15 protein-coding genes and 1 pseudogene are annotated in these 18,849 nt (G+C 68.6%); 6 read left to right on the top strand and 10 right to left on the bottom strand.

What is annotated here, in order from left to right; genetic code table 11:
* Window positions 1-17 precede the first annotated feature (17 nt).
* The gene (locus VHAB30_RS15910) at window positions 18-920 is read left to right on the top strand and encodes a LysR family transcriptional regulator (RefSeq protein ID WP_095744539.1); all 903 of its coding nucleotides are present in this window, start codon (window positions 18-20) and stop codon (window positions 918-920) included.
* Here the strand turns inward: VHAB30_RS15910 and VHAB30_RS15905 are convergent.
* On the bottom strand, window positions 917-1,573 hold the full coding sequence (locus VHAB30_RS15905; RefSeq protein WP_235926686.1) for a GNAT family N-acetyltransferase: 657 nt from the start codon (window positions 1,571-1,573) through the stop codon (window positions 917-919). The two genes, VHAB30_RS15910 and VHAB30_RS15905, sit on opposite strands and share 4 nt — an antisense overlap.
* A gap of 448 nt (window positions 1,574-2,021) precedes the next feature.
* Window positions 2,022-3,246, bottom strand: a pseudogene (locus tag VHAB30_RS15900) (polyhydroxyalkanoate depolymerase).
* 80 nt (window positions 3,247-3,326) lie between these two features.
* On the opposite strand from VHAB30_RS15900, the gene VHAB30_RS15895 reads away from it, so the two are divergent.
* Complete coding sequence (locus VHAB30_RS15895; RefSeq protein WP_159277644.1) at window positions 3,327-3,983, top strand: glutathione S-transferase; 657 nt, start codon at window positions 3,327-3,329, stop codon at window positions 3,981-3,983.
* 10 nt (window positions 3,984-3,993) lie between these two features.
* Here VHAB30_RS15895 and VHAB30_RS15890 read toward each other — a convergent pair whose 3' ends face one another.
* Window positions 3,994-4,821: a helix-turn-helix domain-containing protein gene (locus tag VHAB30_RS15890; RefSeq protein WP_095950607.1), complete on the bottom strand. Its 828-nt coding sequence runs from the start codon at window positions 4,819-4,821 to the stop codon at window positions 3,994-3,996.
* Between the two features lie 115 nt (window positions 4,822-4,936).
* Here VHAB30_RS15890 and VHAB30_RS15885 point away from each other — a divergent pair, with 115 nt between their 5' ends.
* The 3 genes from VHAB30_RS15885 to VHAB30_RS15875 all read left to right on the top strand — a co-directional run bounded on the left by VHAB30_RS15885 (window position 4,937) and on the right by VHAB30_RS15875 (window position 8,004).
* Complete coding sequence (locus VHAB30_RS15885) at window positions 4,937-5,920, top strand: tripartite tricarboxylate transporter substrate binding protein (protein WP_159277643.1); 984 nt, start codon at window positions 4,937-4,939, stop codon at window positions 5,918-5,920.
* Between the two features lie 33 nt (window positions 5,921-5,953).
* Window positions 5,954-7,288, top strand: a complete 1,335-nt coding sequence (locus tag VHAB30_RS15880; protein WP_159277642.1) for an aromatic ring-hydroxylating dioxygenase subunit alpha — start codon at window positions 5,954-5,956, stop codon at window positions 7,286-7,288.
* 83 nt (window positions 7,289-7,371) lie between these two features.
* A complete protein-coding gene (locus VHAB30_RS15875; protein WP_235926684.1) occupies window positions 7,372-8,004 on the top strand; it encodes a phosphoribosyltransferase in 633 nt (210 codons plus the stop codon).
* Here VHAB30_RS15875 and VHAB30_RS15870 read toward each other — a convergent pair.
* The 6 genes from VHAB30_RS15870 to VHAB30_RS15845 form a co-directional block, all read right to left on the bottom strand.
* Window positions 8,001-8,348 carry a DOPA 4,5-dioxygenase family protein gene (locus tag VHAB30_RS15870; RefSeq protein ID WP_095744544.1) on the bottom strand — a complete coding sequence of 116 codons (348 nt, stop codon included), beginning with the start codon at window positions 8,346-8,348 and terminating at the stop codon, window positions 8,001-8,003. The genes VHAB30_RS15875 and VHAB30_RS15870 overlap by 4 nt on opposite strands.
* A gap of 7 nt (window positions 8,349-8,355) precedes the next feature.
* Window positions 8,356-8,973, bottom strand: a complete 618-nt coding sequence (locus VHAB30_RS15865; protein WP_159277640.1) for a DUF4166 domain-containing protein — start codon at window positions 8,971-8,973, stop codon at window positions 8,356-8,358.
* Window positions 8,970-10,010 (bottom strand): SRPBCC family protein, encoded by a 1,041-nt coding sequence (locus VHAB30_RS15860; RefSeq protein WP_159277639.1) that lies wholly within the window; start codon window positions 10,008-10,010, stop codon window positions 8,970-8,972. Before VHAB30_RS15860 ends, VHAB30_RS15865 begins: the two co-directional genes overlap by 4 nt.
* 30 nt (window positions 10,011-10,040) lie before the next feature.
* Window positions 10,041-10,985: an SAM-dependent methyltransferase gene (locus VHAB30_RS15855; protein ID WP_159277638.1), complete on the bottom strand. Its 945-nt coding sequence runs from the start codon at window positions 10,983-10,985 to the stop codon at window positions 10,041-10,043.
* Window positions 10,986-11,037: 52 nt separating this feature from the next.
* Entirely contained in the window at window positions 11,038-11,469 is a 432-nt protein-coding gene (locus VHAB30_RS15850; protein ID WP_159277637.1) for a thiol-disulfide oxidoreductase DCC family protein, read from the bottom strand.
* Window positions 11,470-11,538: 69 nt separating this feature from the next.
* Entirely contained in the window at window positions 11,539-12,141 is a 603-nt protein-coding gene (locus VHAB30_RS15845; RefSeq protein ID WP_159277636.1) for a GbsR/MarR family transcriptional regulator, read from the bottom strand.
* A gap of 134 nt (window positions 12,142-12,275) precedes the next feature.
* Here VHAB30_RS15845 and VHAB30_RS15840 point away from each other — a divergent pair, with 134 nt between their 5' ends.
* Window positions 12,276-13,370 (top strand): PA0069 family radical SAM protein, encoded by a 1,095-nt coding sequence (locus tag VHAB30_RS15840; RefSeq protein WP_159277635.1) that lies wholly within the window; start codon window positions 12,276-12,278, stop codon window positions 13,368-13,370.
* A 91-nt stretch (window positions 13,371-13,461) separates the two neighbouring features.
* On the opposite strand, the gene VHAB30_RS31055 is transcribed toward VHAB30_RS15840, so the two are convergent.
* Entirely contained in the window at window positions 13,462-18,567 is a 5,106-nt protein-coding gene (locus tag VHAB30_RS31055; RefSeq protein WP_216850719.1) for a DUF5801 repeats-in-toxin domain-containing protein, read from the bottom strand.
* Window positions 18,568-18,849: the final 282 nt, after the last annotated feature.

The following is an 18,849-nucleotide window of genomic DNA, read 5'->3' as shown; positions in this document are numbered from 1 at the left end:
CGATAACCAGGACGCCCATGGCCGCCTTGCCCCTGCGTGCACTCACGCTGCGCCAGCTGCAGTGTTTCTCGGTGCTGGTCGAGGAAGGGCACTTCGGCCGCGCGGCGCGCCGGCTCGCCATCACGCAGCCCGCGCTGAGCAACGCGATCAAGCAGATGGAAAAGCTGCTCGGCGCCGAGCTGCTGACCCGCTCCACCCACCGGCTCGAACTCACGCCGGTCGGGGCCGAGGTGCTGGCGCGCACCGATTTCCTGGTCCACACCTTCGAGGTGGCGCTGCGCGACATCGAGAGCACGGTGCAGCGCGGCCGGGCCTACGTGCGCGTGGGCGTGATCCCCTCGGCCAGCGCGCGCGTCGCGGCGGCGGCGGCCGGCTTCCTGCAGCAGCGCGCCGAGGTGGAGCTGGCCTGGCGCGACGCGCCCTCCACGGTGCTGCTGGCCGAGCTGCGCAGCGGCCAGCTCGACATGGCCGTGGCCGCGATCACCGAGCCACCGGGCGGCCTGGCATGCATCGACCTGTTCCGTGATCCGCTGGTGCTGGTGGTGCGCAGCGACCACGCGCTGGCGGCGGCCGGCGAGGCGCGCTGGGAGGCCATCGGCAGCGAGCGCCTCGTGCTGTTCGAAAGCGGCAGCATGCCGGCGCTGGGCGACCCGGCGCGCGCGCAGTTCGCGCAGGGCGCGCAGCCGTACCGCGTGAGCTATTCCGAAACGCTCTATGCATTGGTGCGCAGCGGGCAGGCGCTGGGGCTGATGCCGCAGCTGTACACCTCGTCGCTGCGCGACCCCGAGCTGGCCGTGGTGCCGCTGTCGGCGCCGCGCATCGAGCGGCGCGTGGTGCTGGCCTACCTGCCGGGGCCGATGCGCAATGTGGCGGCGCAGGAACTCATCGGGTTTTTGCGCGAGCGGTTGCCGCAGGCCTAGGCAGTCTCGAACATTGCCATGCGCGTTTCGCTGCCGAAGCGCTCCAGCGTCCAGCCTTCGCCGAGCATGAACATGCGCGTGTGCAACTGCGACAGCGTGTCGCCGTCCACTTCGTCGCCCAGGTAGCTCAGCCGTTTCTCGCGCAAGTCGACAAAGCCCGTCGTGTAGTCGCGCCCCAGGCGCAGCCACAGCGCATGCGCGCCCGGCGACTGGCGCGCGCCGCTCATCAGGCACATGCCGCTGCCCAGTGCCCAGCGGTACACGGCCGTGGCCAGCCCGCGCCGCTGGTAGGCGGGGTCGTACTGCGAGTGCGGCGCGCGGATGTGGCGGTCGGCGCGGCGGTCGAGTTCGATCAGGCGGTTGAACACGGTGTAGCCGACCAGGCGCTGGTGGCGCACGTCCTCGATGTACACATAGGTCTCGCCGTCGGCCTCGCGAAAGCGCGCGCGCAGGTCGGGGTCGTCCAGGCGCAGCGCGGGCAGGTCCTGCACGCGCTCGCCCATGGCGCGCATGCGCTCGTACACGGGCGTCAGCGGCTCGCTTGGGCGGCCCTTCTTCGGATCGACGTCGATGCGCAGCTCGGCCGGCCGCAGCAGGCGGCGGCGCAGCGCGTCGAGCGACAGCCACGCGGGCCAGGGCGGCAGGGCAGGCAAAGGCGAAAAAGAGACGGAAGGGGAGCAGGCAAGAGCCACCACGGGGAAATCCTCACGACGAAACACGACGGCGAAGCGGGCGAGGTCCTTCCGCGCGGCACGGGGCCGGAGGCGGGAAGAAGGTCGGACGCTGGGGGAAGTGGTGCGTCGCCCGGGCGGATCAAAGCCAGGACGCGCGACCGCGCGGGGCGGGTGCCCGACGGTCGATGTGCGCTGAAGAGAAAAGGAGGCTGACCGCCGGGCTCAGGGATGTGCGAGGGTCTGCTGCGACCTCGCCGTCATCGCCGCGGGTGCGCGCACGCGCGCGTCGCCCGGGGCCGCAGAGGCCGCCGCGCGATCGAAACCGGGGATGAAAACCATGACGTTCATAGGGTCGATTGTAGGAAGCCGGGGGTGTTCGGGCAACCAAAGCCCCCGCGGTCTCTGCCAGATTGAACGCGGGTTGCGCTCAGTGCAGTTCGTCGGCCGCGTGGATCGTCTCGCGCACGCGCGGATAGATCTGCGTGTTCCATTTGCTGCCGCTGAACACGCCGTAGTGCCCCACGCCGGCCTGCAGGTGGTGCGTCTTGAGGTACGGGCGGATGCCGCTGCACAGGTCCTGCGCGGCCACGGTCTGGCCGACCGCGCAGATGTCGTCGCGCTCGCCCTCCACCGTGAGCAGCGCGGTGCGCCGGATGGCCGCGGGGTTCACGGTGCGCCCGGCCACGGTGAGCACGCCGCGCGGCAGGTCGTAGGTCTGGAACACGCGCTCGACGGTCTCCAGGTAGAACTCGGCCGGCAGGTCGTTCACCGCCAGGTACTCGTCGTAGAACTCGGCGATGGTGCGGGCCTTGTCGAGTTCGCCCTCGACCAGCAGGCGCTCCATGTCCTCGAACTGCTTCTTGTGGCGCTCGGGGTTCATGCTCATGAAGGCCGTGAGCTGCAGGAAGCCGGGGTACACGCGCCGCATCGCGCCCGCATGCGGCCACGGCACGTGGCTGATGAGGTTGCGGCGGAACCACTCGATGGGCTTGCTGGTCGCGAGCACGTTCACGCCGGTCGGGTTGATGCGGCAATCGACCGGTCCCGCCATCAGCGTGAGGCTGCGCGGCGTGGCCGGGTGGTCGTCTTCCGCCATGAGCGCGGTCGCGGCCAGTGCGGCCACGCAGGGCTGGCACACGGCGACCATGTGCGCGCCCGGGCCCACGGCCTCGACGAAGCGCATCAGCTGCAGCGTGTAGTCGTCGAGCCCGAAGCGGCCCTGCCACAGCGGCACGTCGCGCGCGTTGTGCCAGTCGGTCAGGTACACGTCGTGGTCGCGCAGCAAGGTGCGCACGGTTTCGCGCAGCAGCGTGGCGAAATGGCCCGACAGTGGTGCGACCAGCAGCACGCGCGGGTGCACCGCTTCGGTGTGTGCCTTGCGAAAGTGCAACAGCGTCCCGAAAGGCGAGACCAGCGCGGCCTCTTCGTGCACGGGCACGTCGGCGCCGTCGACCACCACGCTGTCGATGCCGTAGGCCGGCCGCGTGTGGGTGAGCCGCATGCGCGAGAAGACCTCGCAGCGCGCGGCCATGCGCCGCAGCGCGGTGCGCTCGGTGCCGTCCTGCCAGAGGGCGCGGCCCAGGTAGGTACTGCGCGGTGAGTCGCCATGGCGAGAGCAGGTCGGCCTGGTTCTGGTAAGCGCGGTACAGCATGTCCCCGCTGCAGGCAAGTTGCGGGCCAACCGTGTGGCACGGCGCTTGCACACAGCCCGCATCGTCCAAGGAGTGTCGCGATGGCCAAACCCGTTCTCACGATCAGCAGCAAGAACTACGGCGCCTGGGCGCTGCGCGGCTGGCTGATGTGCAGGCTCGCGGGGCTGGACTTCAGCGAGAAGGTCATCCCGCCCGACGATCCGGCCATGAAGGCCGAGATGCTGCTGCTGTCGTCGTCGATGCTGGTGCCCTCGCTGCAGCACGGCGGCATCAAGGTGTGGGACACGCTGGCCATCGGCGAGTACCTCAACGAGATCAAGCCCAAGGCCGGCCTGCTGCCCGCTGACGCCGCGGCACGCGCGCACTGCCGCGCCATCTGCGGCGAGATGCACTCGGGCTTCGCCTCGATGCGCGGCGCGCTGCCGATGAACATCAAGGCCCGCTTCAAGAACTTCAAGGTGTGGTCGCGCGCGCAGGGCGACATCGACCGCATCGTCGCCATCTGGCGCGAGTGCCTCAAGGCCTACGGCGGCCCGTTCCTCTTCGGCAAGCAGCCCGGCATGGCCGACGCGATGTACGCGCCCGTGGTCACGCGCTTCCTGAGCTACGACGTGGCGCTCGACAGCGTGTGCGCCACGTACTGCAAGCGCGTGATGGAGCTGCCCGCCATGAAGGAATGGGTGGCCGCCGCGCTGCAGGAGCCCGACGAGATCGACGAGCTCGACGCGGAGTTCTGACGCTGCTTCTTCAGGCGCTCGCGGGCGGCAGGCCGAGGCCGTCCTGCCGCAGCCGGCGTTCGATGCTTTGCGCGGCCTGCTGCAGGTCGCCCAGGTGCGCTGACACGATCTCGCGCTCGCTCTTCACCGACGGCAGCCACGCGCAGCTGAGGCAACCCACCACCTGCTCGCCCAGCCGCACCGGCACCGACACCGCGCCGAAGCGGTCGGGCGAATCGAGGCTGGTGGACGTGGGGTCGCGCGCCGCGTAGCCCTGGTCGCGCGCATGCGCCACCATGCGGCGGATGCTGTCGGGGCGTCGCGCGCCGCGGTCGAAATCGTTCGGTGAACGCGCCAGTGCGGCAACGATTTCTCGCCGCTCATCCTCGGGGCAGAACGCGAGGTAGCAGCGCCCGAGCGACGACAGCAGCATCGGCGGGCGAAAGCCCAGCGCGCGGTAGTTCACCGCGAGGCCGTTGCGCGGCCGGTCGGTGTCGAGGATGAGCATCGCCGTGCCGTCGCGCACGCCGAGGTCGATCGGCCACGGCACCAGCCGCTGCAACGTGGCGCGCGGCGATGCGGCCAGGGCCGTGAGCCGCGTGCGCCATGCTGCCGCAGCGCCCGACTGGCCGGTGGCCGAGGTGGGCACGTAGCGCTTCTCCAGCTCGTTGCGCTCCACCCAGCCGGCCTGCTGCAGCGTCTTCAGGATGCGCAGCAGCGTGGCCTTCGACAGGCCGGTCTGCCGGTGCAGCTCCTGCAGCGTGACGGCCGACGAACGCTGGATGGCCAGCATCACGTCGAGCCCGCGGCGCAGGGCGTCGATCGACTTCACGCTGTGCGCGCCGCTGGTGTCCGACATGTCGCCTCCGAAGAAAAAAGGTTCACTCAGTGAAACTATATCTTCTGGCCGCGCGGCGCCATTCCTACAGTCCGACGACACCCCCACGTCGTCTCACCGAGAAGGAAAACGCAAGATGTTCCACCAACGAAACATGGTCCGTGCCGCTGCAGGAGCCATTCTTTTGCTGTGCGCCGCGACAGCGGCGCTGGCGCAATCGTGGCCCGCGAAGCCGGTCACGCTGGTCGTCGCCTACCCGGCCGGCGGCGACACCGACGCCATCGCGCGCACCTACGCCGAGAAGCTCGCGCAGCGCCTGGGCCAGCCGGTGCTGGTCGACAACCGCCCCGGCGCGAGCGGCATGATCGGCAACGCCTGGGTCGCGAAGGCGCCGGCCGACGGCTACACGCTGCTCTTCACGCCCAGCACCTTCCCCATCGCGCAACACGTGCTCAAGGCCGGCCCCGGCGTGGCGCACGACGTGGTGAAAGACTTCACCCCCATCGTCAAGACCGGCAACATCCCGGTGCTGATGGTCACGGCGCCCACGAGCGGCATCCAGACCGTGGCGCAGCTGGTGGCCGGTGCCAAGGCCGGCAAGGCTTTCACCTACGGCACGCCGGGCGCGGGTTCGCCGATGCACATCGCGGGCGAGCTCTTCAACAAGGACGCCGGCGTGGCCATTGCACACGCGCCGTACCGCGGCGTGGCGCCGGTGGTCAACGACACGCTGGGTGGCCACGTGAGCGTGGGCTGGATCACGCCCGGCGCGGTGGCGGGCCACATCGCCGCCGGCAAGCTGGTGCCGCTGGCCGTGGCCGAGCGCCAGCGCACGAAGCTCATGCCCAACGTGCCCACCTTCCTGGAGCTGGGCTACCGCGACATGGACGTGAGCGCCTGGATGGGCCTGCTCGGCCCGAAGGCCCTGCCGGCCGAGGTCGTGCAGACGCTCAACCGGCACGTCAACGAGATTCTGAAGATGCCCGACGTGCAGGCCCGCATGGCCGCGCTGGGCATCGAGCCCGTGGGCGGCGAGCCGGCCGTGCTGGCCCGCCAGATCGCCGACGACGACCAGCGCTTCGGCAAGCTGGTGCGCGAGTTTGGCATCCGCGCCGACTGACGACACACACACCCGCAGACAAGGAGACGATGCATGTTGAGCGAAGAAAAGAACCGCCTGCTGACCGAAGTGGGTCCGGGCAAGCCCATGGGCGATTACCTGCGCCGCTACTGGCACCCGATCGCCGGCGCCAGCGAGTTCGACGACAAGGCCGTGAAGCCGCTGCGCATCCTCGGCGAGGACCTCGTGCTCTACAAGGACCTGAGCGGCAACTACGGCCTCGTCGATCGGCGCTGCCCGCACCGCAACGCCGACATGTCGTACGGCTACGTCGAGAAGTGCGGCCTGCGCTGCAGCTACCACGGCTGGCAGTACGACACCAGCGGCCAGTGCATCCACCAGCCGTTTGAAGAAACGCTGGACCCCGACGCGCGCATGCGCAAGAACACGAAGATCAAGGCCTATCCCGTGCAGGAAAAGGCCGGCCTGCTGTGGGCCTACATGGGCCCGCAGCCCGCGCCGCTGCTGCCCGACTGGGAACTCTTCAACTGCAAGAATGGTTTTGCGCAGGCCGTGTTTGCCGAGATTCCCTGCAACTGGTTCCAGTGCCAGGAAAACTCCATCGACCCCGTGCACTTCGAGTGGACGCACAACAACTGGACCACGCGCCTGCAGGGCGACGAAGGCCCCTACGTGCCCACGCACCTCAAGCTCGCCTTCGAGGAGTTCGAGCACGGCTTCGTCTACAAGCGCCTGCGCGGCGGCGAGCGCGAAGACAACGTGATGTGGACCACCGGCCGTGTCACGCTGTGGCCCAACGGCTTCTTCCTGGGCCACCACTTCGAATGGCGCGTGCCCATCGACGACCACCACACGCTGAGCGTGCTGTGGGTGCTCAGCCGCGTGCCGACCGAGCAGGAGCCCTATGTGCAGGAACGCATTCCCTCGTGGCACGGCCCCATCAAGGACCCGGCCACGGGCCGCTGGATCACCAGCCACGTCGCCAACCAGGACTTCGTGGTCTGGGTCGGGCAGGGCACCGTCACCGACCGCACGCGCGAGAAGCTGGGCCAGAGTGACAAGGGCATCGTGATGATGCGCCGGCGCTTCTTCGAAGAACTCGAGTCGATGCAGTCCGACCCGGCGCACGAGCCCAAGGGCCTGATCCGCGACCCCGGGAAGAACCGCGACGTGTTCCTGCCCTCGGCCTGCCGCGACGAGATGCTGCACGGCCTGCCGCGCGAGGAGCTGGCGGCGCATCCGCTGCTGGGCCCGTACCTGAAGGACTTCTTCGGGCAGGCCGGGCAGCCTGACGACGTGCGCGCGGCGTATGAGCAGGCCATCGGGCAGAAGGTCGAGGGTGCGAGTTTCTTCAAGGTGCATGGCGGCGCGTCGGACACCGAGGTGGAAACGCAAGAGGCCGCGTAACGCACGCCGCGATGCGGGTCTTTGCGCCGGGGCTCGCCTCGACGCGAACAGCGTGTGAACATCCCAGGTCGGGAGCACACGCCGTGAAGTTTCGTGATCGCACACACGCTGGCCGCCAGCTCGCTGCGTTGCTGCGGCGAAGGGGCGGCTTTGCGGATGCCGTGGTGCTGGCGCTGCCGCGCGGCGGCGTGCCGGTGGCCTTCGAGGTGGCCCGTGCACTGCGCTTGCCGCTCGACGTGCTGGTGGTGCGCAAGCTGGGTCTGCCCGAACAACCCGAATACGCCTTCGGCGCGCTCGCGGGCGATGGCGTGCCCGAGATCGACGAACACCTGGTGCGCACGCTGGACCTGCGGCCTTCGGAGATCGATGCCGTGGTCCGTGCCGAACTCGCCGAGTTGGCACGCCGCACGCAGGTCTATCGCGGCGATCGCTCTGCGTTCGAGGTGCAAGGTCGCACGGTGCTTGTGATCGACGACGGGCTCGCCACCGGTGCCACCATGCGCGCGGCCGTTCGCGGGCTGCGGCGGCAGAGCGCCGGCACCGTCATCGCCGCCGTGCCCGTGGCGTCGCCCGAGGCCTGCGAGGACTTGCAGCGCGAAGCCGACGACGTGCTGTGCGTGCGCTGCCCGACGGTGTTTCGCGCGGTCGGTGCCTGGTATGAAGACTTCTCGCAGACGACGGATGAGGAGGTCTGCACGCTGCTGGCGCAGGCCTAGCGCCTGAACATCCGCAGATCGAGCGCGCTCTCTTCGCCCAGCCACATCGCATGGGCCGTGTGGTCCGCGAAGTCGTCGCCGGTCACGCCGTGCACGAACACGTCCAGGCCGTTGCGGTTGGCGTCGAGCCAGCCGATGACTTCGTCGAACTCAGCGGCGTCGAAGGCCAGCTGGCAGCTCCAGTGCGGGTGCGGACCGACGAGGCGTTCGTGCACCCGGCCCACCACCACCATCAGCTCACGGCCGGCGCGCTCGCTGAGCTCGCGCGCCTGCGCCAGCGTGGCGGGGGCGAAGTAGATGTGGGCGTGGTACTGGGCGTAGAGGTTTTCGGGGCGGCGCGGCATGGTGGGCTCATTGTGAACCGAGGCGGAAGCGTCCGCTGTAGCGAAACACGTCGCCGAACCAGCGGTGGCGCAGCAGCATCTTCATCGTGAAGTGGTCGGGGGCGGAGGGATCGGGCCGCTCCTCGACGTAGGCGGTGCCGAGAAAGAGGCCCAGCGGCAGCGGAATGCGCAGCCCCGCGAGGCGCCAGATGTAGCCCCGGTCGCGGAACACCAGCGCGCCGTCTTCCGCGCTCACCGCCAGGCGCATGCCGATGCCGAAGCGCACGTATTCGATCACCTCGCTGCCTTGCGCCGCGTCGTGCTCCATGTGCGATCGGAAATGAAAAGGCGGCCTGTTCGGAAAGTGGAAGACGCGGTCCCAGTAGAGGTGGGCGTTGTCGGGGCGGCAGCGGTAGTGCACCTCGATCGGCACGTGGGTACCCTGGTGCGGAACCAGCGCGCCGAACAGCCGACCGAAGGGCATCAGCAGCACGGCCCAAGGCGCGTGCCAGACCTCGCTCATGGTGCCGCGCACGCACACGTAGTCGTCGGAGAACGGCGCCATCGTGTAGTGGCGGCGGATGACGTCGCCGAGCTGGTCCCACGCAGGGCCGAGCGCCTGCTGGAAGACGGGTGGCGCGCTCATCCCGCCACCGCCCCGGTGGCTTCGCTGCGCGCCTTGTAGAAGCGCAGGATGTTCTCGGAAGCGTCGCCAAGCAGGAACTGCATGACCGGGTCCGCATACCAGTTGAAGCGCGTGCTCAGCCGCCACGACACCGCGACGCGCAGCTCGGTGCCGCCGTCGCGCGGGGTCAGTGTGTAGGTGGCGTCGCGCAGGTCGAAATACTGGCCGCCGATCATCACGTGGTCGTCGAGCGCGCCGGCGGGGAAGGAGTCGGGCGTGAAGCGGAAGCGCCACTTCAGCAGGCGATCGGGCTGCCACTCGGTGACGACCTCTTCGAAATGCACGTTCTTCTGCCACTGCACCTGGCGCACGCGGCCCTCGGGCGTGTCGACGGTCACGCCCGACACCGGCATCGGCACGCCGACGCGGTAGGCCCATGCGTCGCCGACTTCGCTGGGGCGGATGTCGCGCGCGGCGTTGAGCTCGTGCCACACGCGCCCGGCCGGCGCGGCAATGAAGAGCGTGCGCGAGGTGTTCGAGAACTGGTCCGGGTTGGGCCATTGCGGCTCGATGCCGCCGAGCAGCAGCGGCACCAGGGCGACGCTGTACAGCGCGGGCTTGGGCCAGTTGGTGATGCGGCACACGATGCCCATGGCCAGCCCACCGACGCTGCCCATCACCGCGAACAGCGGCACGATGAAGGCGGCGCAGATGATGCCCTCGATGAAGACCATCAGCGTGCCGCCGACGAACAGCGCAGTGGCCACCCACGGCGCCCAGAGGTAGTAGCCCCAGCTGCGCCGTTCGATGCGCTCGGCCATAAACACCGTGACCGCGCCGCACGCCGCGGGCGCGAAATAGACGAAGGAGCCCAGCATGGCCGAGAAGGGCTGGCCGGGGCCGCCGCTGAAGACGAGGCGCAGCACGAGCGCCAGCGCCGCGCCGGCGAACATGGGCCAGAACCAGCCGAAGGGCATGCCGCGCACGGGCTTGGGGGCCGGCACTTCGTCGTTGGCAGGCAGGTCGGCGAGTTTGCTTTCTTCGGGCTCGGTGCGCATGGAAATCTCTTCTCCTCTTTTTGTGATGTCTCAGCTGGCGCTGCGCCGGGCCGTCACCATGGCGTAGTCGAAGTCGCGCCAGAACATGCCCAGCGCGAGTGCGCAGTAGCTGGCCACGATGTGCTTGCGGCGCCAGGGACTGAGCCTGCCGCGCGCCTTCCACAGTTCGGCCAGCGTGAAGCGCGTGGCCAGCACGGGGATGTGCAGCGCGCTCGGTGCCACGCGCCAGCGCAGCGAGGTGAACGCGATGTCCTCGAAGCCGTGCGCGCGCAGCGCGGCCGTGAAGTCTTCGCGCTGAGCGAGGGTGGGCACGGCCCAGCTGTCGGCCCACAGGCGGTGCAGCCAGCCCGAGAGCCGGCCCGGCCGGCGGCGCAGCAGGAAGCCGTCGACCACCACCAGCCGCGCGCCGGGCTTGAGCAGCCGCGCGGCCTCGCGCACGAAGTCGGCCTTGGCGGTGCCCTCGGCGTAGCAGGCGCTTTCGAGCGCCCAGGCGCCGTCGGCCTGGGCGGCGGGCAGGCCGGTGCGGGTGTAGTCGGCCTCGACGTGCGCGACGCGGTCGGCCACGCCGGCCCGGGCGTCGAGCCGCGCGGCGATGCCGTTCTGCACCGGCACGTTGGTCACCGTGACCGCATGCAGCGCCGGGTCGTCGCCGACCAGCGTGCGCGAGGTGGCGCCGGCGCCGCAGCCTAGGTCGAGCACGCAGCGCGGGCCGGTGGTGGCGGCGGTGTCGAGCCGCAGTGCGCGTCCGACGGTGCGGTTCATCTCGATCAGCATGCCCTCGCGCCGCAGCGGGTTCAGGCCCAGGCGCCAGAAGCCGAAGTGCATGTTGTAGCTGGGGCTCCAGGCGCGGTAGTCATCGGCGACCTCGGTGAAATAGTCCTGCGTGTCCTCGCGGCTCACGTGGCCTTCGACGGCGGGCGGCGCAGGCCGCGCGGTGCCGGGCAGGCGGAAGTCGGGCTGGAAGACGTCGGGCATCGAAAACTCCTTCGGACGTGGGCGGTTGGTGTGTGACAGCGTGAGTGGTTTTCTAGAGCTTGCAGTGGTCGTCAGCGCAGGTGGCCGGCGCGATCGCGCCGTGCCCCGCGAGCCGCAGGACCAGCCAGCGCGGCAGCCGGTAGCGGTTGCGCGCCAGCACTGCATACGCGCGGTCGGCCAGCCGGCCGACCACCGGCAGGTCGAGCACGGCGCCGCCGGCCGGCAGGCCCACCGCCGCGCGGCAGGCGCGGATCGCATCCACGCCCACGCGCAGCCGGCCTGCGGCATCGACCGCGTGCAGCGAACGCATCAGCGCCTCGCGCGGCGCCGGGCCGTCCGCGAAACCGATGGGCGAGCAGTCGACCAGGCGCAGCCGCTTCGCAGCGTCGCGCGCCTGCATGGCGCCCATCTCGGCCGTGCACAGCGGGCAGGTGGCGTCGAAGTAGACGGTGAGCGGGTAAGTGGCGGGGGCGAAGCGGGTCATGGTGCTTTTGGTTCTCGATATTTCAGTCAAAACAGAAATAAGAAGGCAAAAAAAAGGACGCGGCCTTTCTCAAATCATGGGCAGGCTGGCATGGTGCGCGTCGGGGTCGTCGCCCTTGCCGGCGCCAGGAGGGGCGGGGGGCGGTGGGCTGTCGCCGCGCACGAACTTCTGCACGCTGGCGCCGAGCGTGAGCACCTTGTCGAGCGTGCCGGGCGACAGCCGCAGCATCTCGTCGGCCCAGGTGGCGAGCTTGGTCATGAGGTCCATGGTGGAGCGGATGCGGTCTTGCGCATCGGGCGGCTCCTTCTGGAAATCGGGGCTGGAAACGATCTCGCGCAGCACGCGGATGGTGGGGTCGAACTCGCGCTCCTTGCGCTCGCGCACCACGGTGCGGAACAGCTCCCACACGTCGACGCTGGTCTCGAAGTAGTCGCGCCGGTCGCCCAGCGTGTGGGTGACGCGCACGAGGTTCCAGGCCTGCAGTTCCTTCAGGCTGTTGCTGACGTTGGAGCGGGCCACGCCCAGCGTTTCCGACAGCTCTTCGGCGTGCATCGGCTTGCCGTGCGCGAAGAGCAGGGCGTGGATCTGCGAGACCGTGCGGTTCACGCCCCACATGGAGCCCATCTCGCCCCAGTGCAGGACGAACTTGCGTTGAATGTCGGTGAGTTCCATGGCGCCGAGTTTAGGAATTCCTGAATTTCTGTCAAGACAGAAACAAAAAACGCTGCATGTCGGGATCAAAAGTGAAATACTGTATGAATAAACAGTTGTTCGACTTGTTTCCTGCTTCCTTCCAAGGACTCGCCATGCCCGCCGCCCAGGTTCCCATCCACATCATCAAGGGCCGAGGCGCGGCCACGCGGCTCGCGCACCGGTTCTCCAAAGACGAGCGCGACGCCTTCGACGACGGCTGGGGCACGCTGGAAGACGGCGAAGCCGAGGCCGCCGGGCTGCTGCCGCTGGCCACCGAGGTGCGCTTCGAAGACGTGAAGTCGGTGCTCAGCAGCAACGAGTCGCCCGACATCCCCTTCGATCGCTCGCTCAACCCGTACCGCGGCTGCGAGCACGGCTGCATCTACTGCTTTGCGCGGCCCACGCACAGCTACCTCAACCTCTCGCCCGGCCTCGACTTCGAGACCAAGCTCATCGCCAAGCGCAACCTCGTCGAGGTGTTGCGCGCCGAACTCGGGCGCAAGGGCTACCGCCCCAGCAACCTCGCCATCGGCACCGCCACGGACTGCTACCAGCCCATCGAGCGCGAGCTGCGGCTCACGCGCGGCGTGATCGAGCTGCTGAGCGAGGTGCGGCATCCGTTCGCGCTGGTCACCAAGTCGAGCGCGGTCGAGCGCGACCTCGACCTGATCGCGCCCATGGCCGCCGACCGGCTCGCGGCCGTGTACGTGACCGTGACCACGCTCGACGGCGAGCTGGCGCGCAAGCTCGAGCCGCGCGCTGCCGCGCCGCACCGCCGGCTGCGCACCATCCGCACCCTGGCCGAGGCCGGCGTGCCGGTCGGCGTGAGCGTGGCGCCGCAGATTCCGTTCATCACCGAAGACATGGAGCAGGTGCTCGAAGCCGCCTGGGAGGCCGGCGCGCGCAGTGCCTTCTACACCGTGGTGCGGCTGCCGTGGGAGGTGGCGCCGCTCTTCAAGGAATGGCTCGAGCTGCACTACCCGCAGCGCGCCGAGCGCGTCATGGCGCGCATCCACGAGATGCGCGGCGGCAAGGACTACGACGCCGACTTCGCCACGCGCATGAAGGGCAGCGGCCTGTGGGCTGACCTCATCCACCAGCGCTTCCAGAAGGCGACGCACCGGCTGGGCTTCAACCGCGAGCGGATTGCGCTCGACACCGGCGCGTTCCGCCCGCCCGGCGCGCAAGGGCAGGGCAGTCTGTTCTGAGTGCGATCAACGCTGACGCGCCCCGGCCCGGCCGCTGCGGCTGACGAGGGCGGTCGCTAGGGCCGCCCTCGCTTCCACGCAATGCCCGGGCCTACATGAAGAAGTCGTCCAGCGGTGGCGGCGCCACGACGCCCACCAGCTGCACTTCGAAGTCGGCGGTGCCGTTGCCGTCGATATCGGCCTGAAGCGTCTGGGTGGCGACGTCGAACCTCAGCTGTCCGGCCACGTTGGTGAACGCCGCATCGCCGAGGTAGCTGAAGGCATCGTCCGCGTTCGCGTTGCCCGAAATGGCGTCGATGCCCGACAGGTCGAGCGTGTCCGCACCGCTCATGAATCCGGAGACCACGTCCCTGTTCGCACCGGCCGCACTCTCGGCCACGGCATTGAAGTCGTAGATATCGTTGCCATCGCCCCCGATGAGCGTGTCCTTGCCCAGGCCGCCGGTCAGCGTGTCGTTGCCGCCGCCGCCGTTGAGCGTGTCGTTGCCCGTGCTGCCCTGGATCGCTTCGTTGTCCGCGCCGCCGGTGAAGGCGGTGCCGCCGACGATGCCGACGTCCAGCACCTGTGTGGGGGTGGCGTCGCCGTCGGCGTCCTTGACCGCCAGCGAGAACTGCAGGTTGGCGTCGAGCTGGCCGCTGTTGAGCGTGACGAAGCCGATGTCCGAGATCTTGATGACGTCGTTGTCGGACGTGGCCGCTTCGGGGTTGGCGGTGCCGGGTGTTCCCGAGAATTCCTGCAGCGTGGTGCTGTTGCCGCCGGCCCCGGTCAGTGCATTGAGGTTGATGGCCGTGCCCGTCACGCCTTCGGTCGACACCAGCAGCTGCGCACCTTCGATGACGTAGTTCTCGGTGCCGGTGTTGAAGTCGTTCGACTCGATGATGACCGCGCCATCGTTGTTGTCCAGCGAGATGCTGTACGGGGCCGGAATGGTGCCGCCGGATTTGATGATGTCGGCGTTGTCGATGATGATGGCCTTCGTCGTGCGGCTGCCGTCGTCCGGGTCCACCAGCTTGAGCACGAGCACCAGATCCTCGCTGCCGATGCCGTCGAACTTGAGGAACATGCCGGCGGCCTGCGTGGTCGGCGTCGCGGTCGTGAAGCCGAACGGGTTCGCGGCGAAGAAGTCGAGGTCCAGCACCTCGCCCTGCTGGATGGTGTCGCCCGCCACGCCGTTGGCCAGGTTGGACACGCTCACCCACGTCCCGGCCTGCTTGAACAGCTCACCGTTCACGAAGGCGGTTCCGTTGGCCGTGCCCAGCGGGGCTGCCGGAGCGATCGCCTGGATGTTGTTGGCACCGGTGCCGCCGCCCGGCTCGCTGTAGCCGGTGAACTGCACGAAGAAGTTGCTGCTCAACTGGGCCACCGACACGTCGGGCTGCGTCTGGTCGACCGTCGATGTGCCCACCGTGTAGCCGGTGAAGCCCAGCGCCTGGCCGGTCGAGACGGTGTTGAAGCCCGCGACGGGCGCATTCAGCGCGAGCGAGTAGGTGCCGTTCACCTTGTCGAAGCTCAGCGTGCCGGTGGCGTTGGTGGTGGTCGCCGAGCCCGGGTCCGGCTTGTAGCTGAAGCTCACGGCGAACGAGGCGCCCGTCGCCGTCTCGGAGGTCCAGGTCACCGTCGGGCTGGTGATCGCCGCATTGCCCACCGTGCCGGTCAGCGTGATCGCTGAAAAGTCGGAGTTGGAGACGCTGTAGCTCGACCGCGCGTCGGCGCCGATCTCGTAGTCGAAGGTGCCGGTGCCGCCAGGCGACGGGTTGCTGGTGTTCGCGTAGATGAGGTCGCTGCGGGCCAGGATGGTCGGGCCGTCGTCCTCGAAGTTCAGGGCCTGGCCGATGTTGAGGAAGTCCGAGCCCGTGTTCTGGTCGCCGTCCTTGTCGGTGATGGTGTCGGTGCGCGTCAGCACGATCAGGTCGGCCGCAGAAAGCGTCTTCGAATCGTCCGGGTTGGTGGCGTCCGGGTGAACGATGGCGCGCTGCTGGTCGAGCGTGACGAGGCCCGCGGCGTTCACGCTGACGGTGAAGACCAGCAATCCGCTGCCGGCCGTGCGCCCTTCGACCACGCCGCCGGCGGTGAGGGTCAACACCACGCTCTGGTTGCTGAGGGTGTCGACCAGGCCCGAGGCAACGCCCGCGCTCTTGACGCTGAGCGCGTAGGCGCTGGTGACCGTGCCTGCGCCGTCCGCGCCGTAGGTCGGCGTGCTGGTGAAGTTGTCGGCGAAGCTGGCCGATGCGTTGGTGGCCAGGATGGTTTCGTCCACCGTCAGTGGATCGGCGGCCGCCGTGTCGGCCACCGTGATGCTCGGCCCGTCATCCTCGAAGTTCAAGGCCTGGCCGATGTTCAGGAGGTCCGAGCCCGTGTTCTGGTCGCCGTCCTTGTCGGTGACGGTGTCGGTGCGCGTCAGCACGATCAGGTCGGCCGCGGCCAGCGTCTTCGAGTCGTCCGGGTTGGTGGCGTCCGGATGCACGACGGCGCGCTGCTGGTCGAGCGTGACGAGGCCCGCAGCGTCCACGCTGACGGTGAAGACCAGCGCACCGCTGATGGCGGTACGCCCCTCCACCACGCCGGCGTTGACGGTCAGCACCACGCTCTGATTCGTCAGGGTGTCGACGAGGCCCGAGGCGATCCCTGCGCTCTTGACGCTGAGCGCGTAGGCGCTGCTGGTCGTGCCTGCACCGTCCGCGCCATAGGTCGGCGTGCTGGAGAAGTTGTCGGCGAAGCTGGCCGACGCGTTGGTGGCCAGGGCGGTTTCGTCCACCGTCAATGCGTCGGGCGGTGCCGTGTCGGCGACCGCGATGCTGGGGCCGTCGTCCTTGAAGTTCAGGGCCTGGCCGATGTTGAGGAAGTCCGAGCCCGTGTTCTGGTCACCATCCTTGTCGGTGATGGTGTCGGTGCGGGTCAGCACGACCAGATCGGCCGTGGCCAGCGTCTTCGAGTCGTCCGGGTTGGTGGCGTCCGGATGCACGACGGCACGCAGCTGGTCGAGCGTGACGAGGCCCGCAGCGTCCACGCTGACGGTGAAGACCAGCGCACCGCTGATGGCGGTACGTCCTTCGACCACGCCGGCGTTGACGGTCAGCACCACGCTCTGGTTCGTCAGGGTGTCGACGAGGCCCGAGGCGACGCCCGCGCTCTTGACGCTCAGCGCGTAGGCGCTGCTGGTCGTACCTGCACCGTCCGCGCCATAGGTCGGCGTGCCGGAGAAGTTGTCTGCAAAGCTGGCCGACGCGTTGGTGGCCAGGGCGGTTTCGTCCACCGTCAATGCGTCGGGCGGTGCCGTGTCGGCCACCGCGATGCTCGGGCCGTCGTCCTTGAAGTTCAGGGCCTGGCCGATGTTGAGGAAATCCGAACCTGTGTTCGGGTCGCCATCCCTGTCGGTGATGGTGTCGGTGCGCGTCAGCACAATCAGGTCGGCCGCGGCCAGCGTCTTCGAATCATCCGGGTTGGCGGTGTTCGGATGCACGATCGCACGCACCTGGTCGAGCGTGACCGTGCCGGCGGCGTTGACGCTCACCGTGAAGACGATGTTGCCCGTGGCGGCCGCCGCGGCGTCCGTGCCCTGGCGCCCCTCGACGACGCCCGAAGCATTGAGGAACAGGAACACGCTGTTGCCGGTGGCCACGTCGTCCAGCCCGGAGTCCGCGCCGCTGGTCTTCAGGCTCAGCGCGTAGGTGCTGCTGACGGTGCCTGCGCCGTCCGCGCCGTAGCTCGGCGTGCTGGAGAAGTTGTCGGCGAAGCTGGCCGACGCGTTGGTGGCCAGGGCGCTCTCGTCCACCGTCAATGCGTCAGGCGGCGCCGTATCGGCCACCGCGATGCTCGGCCCGTCGTCCTCGAAGATCATCTGCGAGCCGATCTGCGCCGTGGCGGTGGACGACCTCAGCAGCCGGAAGCCGCCGATGTCGAAGTCCGCGTGCGTGTTGCCCGAGGCATTGAGGGCCGCCCCGTTTTCGATGAGCACGCGGTTGTGGTCCGCCGACGTCGTGTATTCGATCGATTGGCCGGCCACCACGCCGGTGATGGTCGCGACGCCGCCGGTGATGCTGATGGCGAGGCTCGAACTCAGTCCGCCTTCGGCGCCGGCCGAGAAGGTTTCGAGCACGGCCCCGGTGACGGAATTGAGCACGCGCACGCTGGTGATCGCCACCGTCGCGTCGCCTGCATAGCCGTCGATGAAACTGTTGCCGGACTCCGCCGCCGTGCTGAAGGCCGAGATCTTGACCTGGGCACTCTTGCCGCTTTGCAGCTGCACCACGTCGAAGTCGGCGGTCCGCGCGCCGAACATGCCGGTGAAGTCGATGTTCGACTCCAGGTCGGCCTCGTTCTGGTCCTGGTTCGGAATGGTGACGTCCGCCCGGGCGCCCGTCACGAACGTGAAGCGGATGCCTTCCTGCTCGGTGATCATCTGGCTGTTGGTGCCGAACGTGGTCGGCCCGCCCGCCTTGCTGGTGTTGATCGTGTCGCCGGTCGAGATGTTGATGTCGTCGGCCGTGCTGTTGGGGTTGGCACCGGACTGATTGGCCGGGTCCTTGCCGGTCGCGATGATCGACACGTTGGAGATCCGGCCATCGACGATGGTCGGACTGCCGGTCGTGAACATCAGGAACAGGTTCTGGCCGGAGGGCGCGTCGGCGAGGTTGAACTCCGTGTCCTGGCTGACGCTGACGAAGACCTTGTCCGTCAGGTCGATCGGATCGTCGGCGTTGGCCGCGTCGGGGTTCGACATCGCTTCGTACTGGACAGTCCAGATCTTGGCGCCGTTCACCGGGCTGCCCGTCTCTTCCAGGTAGGCGGCGAACACGACGGCATTGAGGGCGGTCTTGCCGTAGACGACGTTGTTGTTGGTCGCGTCGGTGTACAAAAAGATGTCTTCGCCGTCGGCCGTATTGAGGCCGCTGTCCAGGCCGTTGAGCGGCGCGCCGTTCGCGTCCGTGAAGGACATGTCGGTGACCGTGCCCGTCACACTGAACGTGAAGGCGTTGGTGCCGGTGTTGCTCCCGTTGTAGCCACTCAACGCCGCGTTGATGGCGGTGCCGACGCCTTGGGCCGCCAGGCGGGTGCTGAAGGCGGTGGGCAGCGAACTTGCGGAGATGTCATTGTCGTTACTGTCGCCGGCGGCAGCGGGAGTAGCGGCAAGGTTCTGCAAATTGGCGGATTCATCCAGGGTGACGGTCGAGCCGACCGTCAGGTTGAGCGCAGCCATGGGAACTCCTTGGTTGAAAAGATGCGCCGACTGGAATCAGTGCTCCCGATTGACCTGCATGCACTGGCGATCAACCACGTTCACATATCAGCAGAGAGGAATGCTGAACCGCCGGGCTGCGCCCTGTCCATAGGATAAAAGTTGTCACCCACTGGGTGATGCGCCGCGCCGATCGCGCGCCCTTACCCTTTGATACCTTGCGAGGTCGGCAGACCTGTCGGTGCAAATTTGTGGTCTTTATCATTAAGCTCCGGCTGCCTCCCAATAGGCACCTCGGAGGGA

Origin of the sequence: Variovorax boronicumulans (genome assembly GCF_009811375.1) — a bacterium.
GTDB lineage: Bacteria > Pseudomonadota > Gammaproteobacteria > Burkholderiales > Burkholderiaceae_C > Variovorax > Variovorax boronicumulans.
Note: the sequence above shows the minus strand (reverse complement) of the source record. Positions and strands in the feature narration are given on the sequence as shown.